Annotated in this window: 9 protein-coding genes; 1 reads left to right on the top strand and 8 read right to left on the bottom strand. The window is 72.8% G+C overall.

Annotated features, from left to right (window positions below; translation table 11 throughout):
- Nucleotides 1–159 precede the first annotated feature (159 nt).
- The 4 genes from E2B92_RS20685 to E2B92_RS20665 form a co-directional block, all read right to left on the bottom strand.
- On the bottom strand, nt 160–2,121 hold the full coding sequence (locus E2B92_RS20685) for a hypothetical protein (protein WP_200836967.1): 1,962 nt from the start codon (nt 2,119–2,121) through the stop codon (nt 160–162).
- Between the two features lie 142 nt (nt 2,122–2,263).
- On the bottom strand, nt 2,264–2,632 hold the full coding sequence (locus E2B92_RS20675; protein ID WP_126886096.1) for a DUF6113 family protein: 369 nt from the start codon (nt 2,630–2,632) through the stop codon (nt 2,264–2,266).
- Nucleotides 2,629–3,513: an N-acetyl-1-D-myo-inositol-2-amino-2-deoxy-alpha-D-glucopyranoside deacetylase gene (gene mshB / locus E2B92_RS20670; RefSeq protein ID WP_126886097.1), complete on the bottom strand. Its 885-nt coding sequence runs from the start codon at nt 3,511–3,513 to the stop codon at nt 2,629–2,631. The genes E2B92_RS20675 and mshB overlap by 4 nt, the downstream gene beginning before the upstream one ends.
- Nucleotides 3,514–3,550: 37 nt before the next feature.
- Entirely contained in the window at nt 3,551–3,745 is a 195-nt protein-coding gene (locus E2B92_RS20665) for a hypothetical protein (RefSeq protein WP_126886099.1), read from the bottom strand.
- A 157-nt stretch (nt 3,746–3,902) separates the two neighbouring features.
- Here E2B92_RS20665 and E2B92_RS20660 point away from each other — a divergent pair, with 157 nt between their 5' ends.
- Nucleotides 3,903–6,029 (top strand): S9 family peptidase, encoded by a 2,127-nt coding sequence (locus tag E2B92_RS20660; RefSeq protein ID WP_126886101.1) that lies wholly within the window; start codon nt 3,903–3,905, stop codon nt 6,027–6,029.
- 142 nt (nt 6,030–6,171) lie between these two features.
- On the opposite strand, the gene E2B92_RS20655 is transcribed toward E2B92_RS20660, so the two are convergent.
- The 4 genes from E2B92_RS20655 to E2B92_RS20640 are packed head-to-tail and all read right to left on the bottom strand — an operon-like array spanning nt 6,172 to nt 10,064.
- Nucleotides 6,172–7,215 carry an ABC transporter ATP-binding protein gene (locus E2B92_RS20655; protein WP_133087631.1) on the bottom strand — a complete coding sequence of 348 codons (1,044 nt, stop codon included), beginning with the start codon at nt 7,213–7,215 and terminating at the stop codon, nt 6,172–6,174.
- Nucleotides 7,199–8,182, bottom strand: a complete 984-nt coding sequence (locus E2B92_RS20650; RefSeq protein WP_126886106.1) for an ABC transporter ATP-binding protein — start codon at nt 8,180–8,182, stop codon at nt 7,199–7,201. The genes E2B92_RS20655 and E2B92_RS20650 overlap by 17 nt, the downstream gene beginning before the upstream one ends.
- A 3-nt stretch (nt 8,183–8,185) precedes the next feature.
- Nucleotides 8,186–9,148, bottom strand: a complete 963-nt coding sequence (locus tag E2B92_RS20645; RefSeq protein ID WP_126886108.1) for an ABC transporter permease — start codon at nt 9,146–9,148, stop codon at nt 8,186–8,188.
- Nucleotides 9,141–10,064 (bottom strand): ABC transporter permease, encoded by a 924-nt coding sequence (locus tag E2B92_RS20640; protein WP_126886110.1) that lies wholly within the window; start codon nt 10,062–10,064, stop codon nt 9,141–9,143. The genes E2B92_RS20645 and E2B92_RS20640 overlap by 8 nt, the downstream gene beginning before the upstream one ends.
- Between the last annotated feature and the right edge of the window lie 2 nt (nt 10,065–10,066).

The raw sequence follows: 10,066 nt of genomic DNA, 5'->3' as shown, positions 1-10,066 counted from the left end.
AATCTCCGCCAACTCCACCCCATGCAACGACACGAACCCACCCCTGAAGCACGACGACGGCCTGCACAACCCCAACGGGTCATACAGGCCGTCGTCACGCAGGCCCCGGATTAACCAACAGCGTCCGGAGTCGGACGGGGGCCCGGGTGCGCGGTCGGGTCAGCCCTGGGGGTCGAGCTCGATCGTCCCGGTGCGCTCGGCGGGGGTCTTGCCGAGCAGGGCCTTCTGCATCGCGTGGGCCACGTCGTCGGCGGAGACCTCGTGCTGCTTGCCGTCGCCCTTGGTGACCATCACGCCGTCGAAGACGCCGTCCAGGAGCTCGTTGATCGCCTTCTTGTCGTAGACCTCGATGAGGCGTCCGTTGATCGGCTTCATGGAGAGGATCTTCGGCAGCGACCTGGACGGTCCGAACTGGATCTCCTTGCCGCCCGCCTTGATGGTCACGAGACCGGACATGGCGGGTTCGGCGAACTCCTTCATCGCCCGGTCCAGTTCGGACTGGGTGATGGCGGGCTCCTTGGTGACGACGGGCAGCTCGACCGTGTTGGTCCGGCCCGTCTCCACCTGGGCGCGGTAGGCGTCCCGCACGGAGATCATCGAACGCTGGACGTCCAGGGTCTTGCCCGCCTTGCCGGGTACGGCGACGGCCTTGTTGGGCTTGAACACGATCGTGCCCTCGGTGGCCGAGCCGGAGGCGCCCGCCAGGTCGGTCAGGGCGACACCGAGCTTCTCCTCGTCGACCGGGATGACCGGCTGGGCCACCCGCTCGCCGCCGAAGAGGGAGCCGATCACGGAGACCGGGTTGTAGTCCGCCCCCGCCGCGGCGCGGACGGTCTCCTGGGCGTCCAGGGACAGGCCGGCCTTCTCCGGGGCGAGCTGTTCCTGCTTGCCGCCCACGCTGAGCCGGAGGGGGGTCGTGGCGCGCTCGCCGAAGGCGGTCTCCAGCTTCTGGACCGCCTCCTCCTTGGTGCCGCCGCCGATGTCGACGCCGAGGACCGTGGTGCCCTTGGGGACCTCGGAGTGGTTCAGGAGCAGCCCGGCGCCGTAGGCGACACCGAGCAGGCCGACCACCGCCGCGCCCAGCAGGACCACCTTGGAGCGGCCCTTCTTGCGCGGACGGGCCGGTGCGGCCGCGGGGGCCGGTGCCGGCGAGGGCGGCGCGGGGGCGCGCGGCGGCTCGGGCTCGTCGAAGAGCGCGGCGTTCCGGTCGGCCGCGACCTGCGCGGGGCCGGAGACCGGGAACGGCGAGGGGCCGCGGTGCTCCGGCGGGACGACGGGGATGCCACTGGTGAGCGTGTCGCCCGAGACATGGCCCCCGGCCGGCCGGTCCTGCTCGTACGGGGGCTCGTAGGGCGGCTCGTACGCCGGTTCCGGCTCGGGCGCCGGGGCCTGCGGGGTCAGTACGGCGGTGTCGTCGGACATCCACGGCGCCGGGCCCATGCCGCCGGTGGCCGGGCCCGTCGTGGGGCCGCTCGGCCCGGCCGGCCGGCCGGGGGCCACCGTGTCCGCCGCCAGGTCGTCCAGGGCGCTGTGCGGGCGCTGGGCGTCCGGGCGCGGGGCGTGCCCGCCGGGGCCCTGCGGGGGCGGCGACGGCTGCGCGGGCGTCCGGACGGGCGCGGGCGCGGGTACGGCCGCTCCGGCCGGGGAGGCGGGCGCGGCCGGGGAGGCCGGTGCCGCGGGCGCGGGCGGGGAGGCGGGCGCGGGCGCCGGGGGCTTGCGCGGGGCGAACCAGTCGCTCGCCGGCTTCTTCTCCTCCGCCCGGGGCTCCTCGGCGGGCCCGGCGGACGTCTCGGCCGGGCCCTGCGGCGCGGGCCGCTCCGGGGCGGGGCGGGGGGCCGGGGCCGTGGCGGCGGCCCCGTCCGTCTCGCTCACCGGCTTGCGGACGACGACCGGAGGGATCGGCCGCGAGCCCGGGATGTTGATCCGGATGCGGGTGGTCAGCGTGGTCTCGGTCCTGGGCTCGTCCGACTCCGCGGCGGCCCCGGCGCCCTCCTCCGGAGCGTCCTGCACCGGGTTGGGCGACGGATACTGGCGCGATCCGTACGGCGGTGTACCCGAGGGATACGCGGCTCCGCCGCGCCCCTGGGCGCCGGAGGACGAACTGTCAGTTTCACGACTCAAAGCAGGTTCTCCCGGTTGGCTCCGCCGCCCGCTCTTACACGTGCGGGCGCTCGGCGGCGCGCACCACCATACTGGCCGCCGCCGCCGGGTATCCCGCGACCAGGAGAACCCGATCGGTCATTCCGGCCCAAGTCAGGGCACGTCACATGCCAAGTGACCCGGTTGTGCCGTCCCGGTGCGGGAGCCGTGGCAGGGTGGCGCACATCACAGCGGCGGCCATGCCGCCCAGGACGTACACCAGCTCCGCCACCCCTCCCCAGAAGACCTGGTCGCCCTCCGGACGCCCCATGCTGGCCACGACGACGGCGACCAGCCAGCCGACGCCCGGCGCCACCACGCCCAGTTGCGTACCCGTCGTACGCAGCCCGCCGTAGAACAGCCCCACGCACGCGGCCAGCGCGAGCAGCAACCCGCCGGGGAACCAGGCCCCTTGGACGAGCGTGCCGGCGAGGCCGACGACGGCCCCGAGCACGGCCAGGCCCGCGTACGCCGCGGCCCGCCCGGCCCTCATGACGCCACCCCGGCGAACAGGTCGTCCTCGCGCCGGCCGGCGGGGGCGCCGGACCGGCCGCGTACCAACTGGTAGTACTCCGTGGCGAAGATGGGCTGGCCCAGGTCGTTGGAGAGCGCGAAGTAGGGGTCCCGCACGGCGATCTGCGTGGCATGGGCACGCATCGCCGCCGCCTTCCGTTCCGCGTACGGCGTCCCGTCGATCTCGGCCGTGACCAGCTCGTCGTCGACGACGCCGGGTACGTCGCCGACGGCGGCGAGCCGGTCGAAGACGCCGGCCGCGCGCAGTTGGGCGAAGCCCTCCTCGGCGACGGTGCGCGGCACCCGGTTCCAGTAGACCTTGGCGATCTCGTGGGGGTCGCCGAGGTCGCGCCGGAAGGCCGGCTCGGCGGCCAGTTCGGCGGCGCGCGTCGCGACGCGGTGGGCCTGGATGTGGTCGGGGTGGCCGTAGCCGCCGTCCGGGTCGTAGGTGACCAGGACCTGCGGGCGCGCGGAGCGGATGACCTCCACGAGGTACGCGGCGGCCTCGTCCACGTCCGCGCTCCAGAAGGCGCCGTCGCGGCGGTTCTGCTCGGTGCCCATCATCCCCGAGTCGCGGAAGCGGCCGGGCCCGCCCAGGAAGCGGTGGTCGGTGACGCCCAGCTCCTTCATCGCGGCGGCCAGCTCGCCGACGCGGTGCGGGCCGAGCCGGTCCTCCCGGTCGGGTGCCAGGTGGGCGAGGGCGGGCGGGATGACCTCGCCCTCCTCGCCGCGTGTGCAGGTCACGAGGGTGACCTGGGCGCCCTCGGCCGCGTACTTGGCCATGGTGGCGCCATTGTTGATCGACTCGTCGTCGGGGTGCGCGTGCACCAGGAGCAGACGACGGGCGGGGAGTTCCGTCATACGGACACCCTAGAACGTGGTGCCCGGGACGGACCGCCTAGAACTTGATGCCGCCGATCATGCCCGCCACGTTGGTGGTCAGCTCGCTGATGGTGGGGGCGATGGAGGAGCTCGCCAGGTAGAACCCGAGCAGCATGCAGACCACTGCGTGCCCGGCCTTCAGGCCGGCCTTCCGGATCAGCAGGAAGACGACGATCGCCAGCAGCACCACCGCCGAAATCGAGAGTGCCACGGCGGTTCACCTCCATACGTGTTCGTTCCGGACCGGGCAGAGCGCACATGCCGGAGGGTACATACCCACCCGGTGCTACGGATCATAACTATCCGTTCCCACGCATCGATCGGTGCACGGCAGCACATGGGGGCGCACGACCGCTAGTTTCGGTCGTATGACCTCCAGGCAACAGCTCTCATTCCCCCGCCAGTACGCACGGACTCAGCGCTACACCCTTGGTGTTCCCCGGGCGTTCACCGTCTCGCCGGACGGAGCCCGGGTCGTGTTCCTCCGCTCCCCCTCCGGCACCGACAGAGCGAACCGGCTGTGGGTGCTCGACCTGGACGACGGCGCCCGCGAACGCGTGGCCGCCGACCCGGTGGCGCTGCTGGGCGGCGCGCGCGAGGAGTTGTCGCCCGAGGAGCGGGCGCGCCGCGAGCGCAGCCGGGAGGGCGCGGGCGGCATCGTGGGCTACGCGGTGGACGGGGCCGTCGAGTTGGCGGCGTTCGCCCTGTCGGGGCGGCTGTTCGTGGCGGAGCTGAGGGCCGGGACGGCGCGCGAACTGGGCGTTCCCGGTCCGGTGATCGACCCTCGGCCCTCGCCGGACGGGCGGTACGTGGCGTATGTGAGCGGGGGCGCCCTGCGGGTGACGGGCGCGGACGGCACCGGTGACCGGACGCTGGCCGAGCCGGAGGCGGAGGGCGTCACCTACGGGCTCGCGGAGTTCATCGCGGCCGAGGAGATGGGCCGCTCGCGTGGCTTCTGGTGGTCGCCGGAGTCGGACCGGCTGCTGGTCGCGCGGGCCGACGACAGCCCCGTGCAGCGCTGGTGGATCGCCGATCCGGCCCACCCGGACCGGGAGCCGGTGAAGGTGGCCTATCCGGCGGCGGGCACGGCGGACGCGGAGGTGTCGCTGTGTCTGCTGGGCCTGGACGGGACGCGTACGGAGGTCGTCTGGGACCGTGAGCGCCACCCCTATCTGGCGCGGGTGCACTGGTCCCCGGACGGGCCGCCGCTGCTGCTGGTGCAGGCCCGTGACCAGCGCACGCAGCACTACCTGGCGGTGGACACCGCGACGGGGACGACCCGGACGGTCCATGTCGACGAGGACCCGGACTGGCTGGAACTGCTCGGCGGGGTGCCGGCGTGGGCGCCGGGCGGGCGGCTGGTGCGGATCGCCGACGAGGGCGGGGCGCGGGTGCTGGCGGTGGGCGACCGGGCGCTGACGAGTGCGCAGCTCCACCTCCGGGCGGTGCTGGACGTGGGCGACAACGACGTGCTGGTGTCGGCGTCGGCGGGCGAGGAGGCCCCGGCGGCGGAAATTGGCGAGATTCATGTGTACCGGGTCAACGAACTGGGCGTGGAACGCGTCTCCGAAGGACCCGGTGTCCACGCGGCGGTCCGGTCCGGCGCGGTGACCGTCCTGGCGTCGGCGCGGCCGGACGAGCCGGGGACGTCGGTGCGGGTGCTGCGGGACGGCAAGCCGGTGGCCGAGGTGGCGTCGTACGCGGAGAGGCCGGTGCTGTCGCCGCGCCTGACGCTCACGGAGGCGGGCGCGCACCGCATCCCGTGCGCGGTGCTGCTGCCGCGGGACCACCGGGAGGGCGACGGGCCGCTGCCGGTGCTGCTGGACCCGTACGGGGGGCCGCACGGCCAGCGGGTGGTGGCGGCGCACAATCCGCACCTGACCTCCCAGTGGTTCGCCGAGCAGGGTTTCGCGGTGATCGTGGCGGACGGGCGGGGCGCGCCGGGCCGCTCCCCGGGCTGGGAGAAGGCGATCAAGGACCGGCTGACCCTGACGCTGGACGACCAGATCGAGGCGCTGCACGGCCTCGCGGACCGCTTCCCGCTGGACCTGAGCCGGGTGGCGATGCGGGGCTGGTCCTTCGGCGGCTACCTGGCGGCGATGGCGGTGCTGCGGCGGCCGGACGTGTTCCACGCGGCGGTGGCGGGCGCGCCCATCTCCGACCTCCGCCTGTACGACACGCACTACATGGAGCGGTACCTGGGCCTGCCGGACGAGGCGCCGGAGGTGTACGCGGTGAACTCGCTGGTCACGGACGACGGTCTGTCGGCGCCGGAGAACCCGGCCCGCCCGATGATGATCATCCATGGGCTGGCGGACGACAACGTGGTGGCGGCCCACACGCTGCGGCTGTCGTCGGCGCTGCTGGCGGCGGGCCGGCCGCACGAGGTGCTGCCGCTGACCGGGGTGACGCACATGACGCCGCAGGAGCAGGTGGCCGAGAACCTGCTGCTGCTCCAGGTGGACTTCCTGAAGCGGTCGCTCGGGCTCGTCTAGGACGGCGACCGGCCGGGGCGGGATTGGTGCGCCCCGGCCGGTCCACGGCACCCGCACGGCCGTACGCTGTCCAGACTGGCGCGTCCGTATATCGGTACGGGGTCGGGGAAGTTGCCTGCTTGTTAACGGAATTGAGGGGCAATCAGCCCATTTGCCCCGGGGTGCCGGCCGGGACGACCTGTCTCTCCTGCGCGAAGTGGCACGCCGAGGGGTGCCGGGCGGGGGTGTCCGCGTCACGGAAGGCCGCCGGGACGGCGAGTTCCGGCACCTCCAGCGCGCACCGCTCGCGCGCCTTCCAGCAGCGGGTGCGGAAGCCGCAGCCGGACGGGACGCCGGTGGGCGAGGGCACGTCACCGGCGAGCAGGATCCGCTCCCGCCGCTCCCGGGCGTCCGGGTCGGGGACCGGGACGGCCGACAGCAGTGCCTGGGTGTAGGGGTGCGTGGGGCGGTCGTAGATCCCGGTGTCGGTCGCGGTCTCGACGATCCGCCCGAGGTACATCACGCCGACGCGGTCGGAGATGTGCCGGACGACGGACAGGTCGTGGGCGATGAACACGTAACTCAGCCCGAACTCGTCCTGGAGCCCCTGGAGCAGGTTGACGACCTGCGCCTGGACGGAGACGTCGAGGGCGGAGACGGGCTCGTCGGCCACGATGATCTCGGGGCGCAGGGCCAGGGCGCGGGCGATGCCGACGCGCTGGCGCTGGCCGCCGGAGAACTGGTGGGGGTAGCGGTTGATGTGCTCGGGGTTGAGCCCGACCACCTCCAGCAGCTCCCGCACCCTGCGGCGCCGGTCGCCCCGGGGGGCCACCTCGGGGTGGATCTCGAAGGGCTCACCGATGATGTCGCCCACCGTCATGCGGGGGTTGAGCGAGGTGTACGGGTCCTGGAACACCATCTGGATGTTCCGGCGCACCGCCTTCAGCGCACGCCCGGACAGCCTGGTGATGTCCTCGCCCTTGTAGAGGATGCGCCCGGACGTGGGCCGTTCCAGGCTGACGAGCATCCTGGCGACGGTGGACTTGCCGCAGCCGGACTCGCCGACGATGCCGAGCGTCTCGCCGGGGTGGAGGGCGAAGGAGACGCCGTCGACGGCCCTGACGGCACCGATCTGCTTCTTGAACAGCACCCCGCGCGTGAGCGGGTAGTGCTTGACGAGGTCGCGCACCTCAAGCAGGGGAGGCATCGATCGTCTCCTTCCAGAAGTGGCAGGCGCTGCCCCGCTCGTCGTCGACCTGGTACAGCGGCGGCGACTCGACCCGGCACACGTCCCCGGCGCGCGGGCAGCGCGGGTGGAAGGGGCATCCCGGCGGGATGGCGCTGAGGCTGGGTGGCAGGCCCTTGATGGCGTACAGCTCCCGGCCCTTGTGGTCCAGGCGCGGGACGGAGTCGAGCAGGCCCTGGGTGTAGGGGTGGGCGGGGCGCTTGTAGAGGGCGTGGACGGGCGCGGTCTCGACGATCCGCCCGGCGTACATGACGGCGATCCGGTCGGCGACGTCGGCGACGACGCCCAGGTCGTGGGTGATCAGGACGAGTCCGGTGCCCATCTCCCGCCGGAGTTCGGCGAGCAGGTCCATGATCTGCGCCTGGACGGTGACGTCGAGGGCGGTGGTCGGCTCGTCGGCGATGATGAGGGCGGGCTCCAGGGCCATCGCCATGGCGATCATGATGCGCTGGCGCATTCCGCCGGAGAACTGGTGCGGGTACTGGCCGGCCCGCTCGCGGGCGGCGGGGATGCGGACCCGGTCCATCAGCTCCACGGCCCTGGCGCGGGCGTCCTTCTTCGACATGCCCCGGTGGACGACGAACATCTCGCCGAGCTGGTCGCCGACGCTGAGCACGGGGTTGAGGGCCGACAGCGCGTCCTGGAAGATCATCGCCATCTCGGCGCCGCGCACCGGGCGCCGGGCGTCCTCCTTGAGCGTCAGCAGGTCCCGGCCCCGGAAGAGGACCTGGCCGCCGGTGATCCGGCCGGGCGGCATGTCGAGGATGCCCATGACGGCCTGGGCGGTGACGGACTTGCCGGAGCCCGACTCGCCGAGCACGGCGAGCGTCTCGCCCGCGTCCACGGAGAACGTCACGCCGTTGACGGCCCTGGCCACTCCGTCCCGGGTGCGGAACTCCACGTACAGGTCGCGCACGTCGAGGAGCACGTCTCACCTCAGCTTCGGGTCGAGGGCGTCGCGCACCGCGTCGCCGAGCATGATGAACGCCAGCACGGTGACGCTCAGGGCGCCGGCCGGCCACAGCAGCATGTGGGGGGCGTTGCGGATCTGCGGGGCGGCGTTGGAGATGTCGATGCCCCAGGAGACGGTGGGCGGCCGCAGCCCGACGCCGAGGAAGGACAGGGTGGCCTCGAGCGCGATGTACGTGCCGAGCGCGATGGTCGCGACGACGATGACCGGCGCGACGGCGTTGGGCGCCACGTGCCGCAGCAGCATCCGCCCGCTGCCGGCGCCGAGGGACCGGGCGGCCTGGACGTAGTCGTGCTGCCTGGCGGTGATGACCGCGCCACGGGCGATCCGGGCGATCTGCGGCCAGCCGAGCAGCACGATGAAGCCGACCACCGGCCAGACGGTGGAGCCCGTGACCACGGACAGGAACACCAGGCCGCCCAGGACGACGGGGATGCCGAAGAACACGTCGGTGACCCGGGACAGCAGCGCGTCCCACCAGCCGCCGAAGAACCCGGCGAGCCCGCCGAGGAGACTGCCGAGCAGGGCGGCGCCGAGGGTGGCGCAGACGCCGACGGTGATGGAGGCGCGGGCCCCGTGGACGGTACGGGTGTACACGTCGCAGCCCTGTGTGTCGTACCCGAGGGGGTGGCCGGGGGCGGGGCCGGCCTGGGACTTGGACAGGTCGCAGTGGAGCGGGTCGGCGCTGGTCAGGAGCTGGGGCCAGAGCGCGATCAGGGCGAGCAGGACGATGAGGGCCGCCGACACCAGGAAGACCGGGTCGCGGCGGAGCTGGTGCCAGGCGTCGGACCACAGGCTGCGTGGTTTGCCGGTGACCGTGCGCAGCGTCTCCGCCTCGCTGATGGCCAGGTCCATCGCGCCGCCCGCGCCGGTGGGGGCGATGACGTCCGGGGGGTGGTCGTGGGGGTCGCGGGGTTCAGACATAACGGATCCTCGGGTCCAGGACCGCGTACAGCAGGTCGACGATCAGGTTCGCCAGCAGGAAGACGATCACCAGGATCGTCACGAAGCCGACGACCGTGGGCGCGTTGTTGCGGAGGATGCCCTGGTAGAGCTGGTAGCCGACGCCGTGGATGTTGAAGATCCGCTCGGTGACGATCGCGCCGCCCATCAGGGACCCGATGTCGGCGCCGATGAAGGTGACCACCGGGATCAGGGAGTTGCGCAGCAGGTGGCGGGTGATGACCCGGTGGCGCGGCAGGCCCTTGGCGACGGCGGTGCGGACGTAGTCGGCGCGGACGTTCTCGGCGATGGAGGTGCGGTTGAGCCGGGTGACGTACGCGAGGGAGACCAGGGCGAGGACGAGGCCGGGCAGGAGCAGCTCGTCGAGGCGGGCCTCGGCGGAGACGGAGGGGCGGACCCAGCCCCATTTCACGCCGAAGAGGTACTGGAGGAGGTAGCCGGAGACGAAGGTGGGGACGGAGATGACGACGAGGGTGAGGACGAGCAGCCCGGTGTCGACGGGGCGGCCGCGCTTGAGGCCGCTGATGACGCCGAGGGTGATGCCGATGAGGACCTCGAGGACGATGGCGACGAGGGTGAGCCGCAGGGTGACGGGGAAGGCGGAGGCCATCAGCTCGGTGACCTTCTGGCCGTTGAACGCGGTGCCGAAGTCGCCCTGGAAGATGGCCCCCATGTAGAGCAGGTACTGCTTCCACAGCGGCTGGTCGAGGTGGAGGTCCTCGCGGATGCGGGCGGCGGTGGCGGGGTCGGGCGCCTTGTCGCCGAACAGGGCCGCGACCGGGTCTCCGAGCGCGTACACCATGAAGAAGATGAGGAACGTGCTGCCGATGAACACCGGGATCATCTGGAGCAGTCGCCGGATCACATAGCGTCCCATCA

The organism is Streptomyces sp. WAC05374 (genome assembly GCF_004353505.1).
Lineage (GTDB): Bacteria > Actinomycetota > Actinomycetes > Streptomycetales > Streptomycetaceae > Streptomyces.
Note: the sequence above shows the minus strand (reverse complement) of the source record. Positions and strands in the feature narration are given on the sequence as shown.

Coding starts and splice junctions, on each gene's coding strand:
- E2B92_RS20645 (WP_126886108.1), bottom strand. CDS start 9,148: ATGTCTGAACCCCGCGACCCCCACGACCACCCCCCGGACGTCATCGCC.
- E2B92_RS20660 (WP_126886101.1), top strand. CDS start 3,903: ATGACCTCCAGGCAACAGCTCTCATTCCCCCGCCAGTACGCACGGACT.
- mshB (WP_126886097.1), bottom strand. CDS start 3,513: ATGACGGAACTCCCCGCCCGTCGTCTGCTCCTGGTGCACGCGCACCCC.
- E2B92_RS20655 (WP_133087631.1), bottom strand. CDS start 7,215: ATGCCTCCCCTGCTTGAGGTGCGCGACCTCGTCAAGCACTACCCGCTC.
- E2B92_RS20640 (WP_126886110.1), bottom strand. CDS start 10,064: ATGGGACGCTATGTGATCCGGCGACTGCTCCAGATGATCCCGGTGTTC.
- E2B92_RS20675 (WP_126886096.1), bottom strand. CDS start 2,632: ATGAGGGCCGGGCGGGCCGCGGCGTACGCGGGCCTGGCCGTGCTCGGG.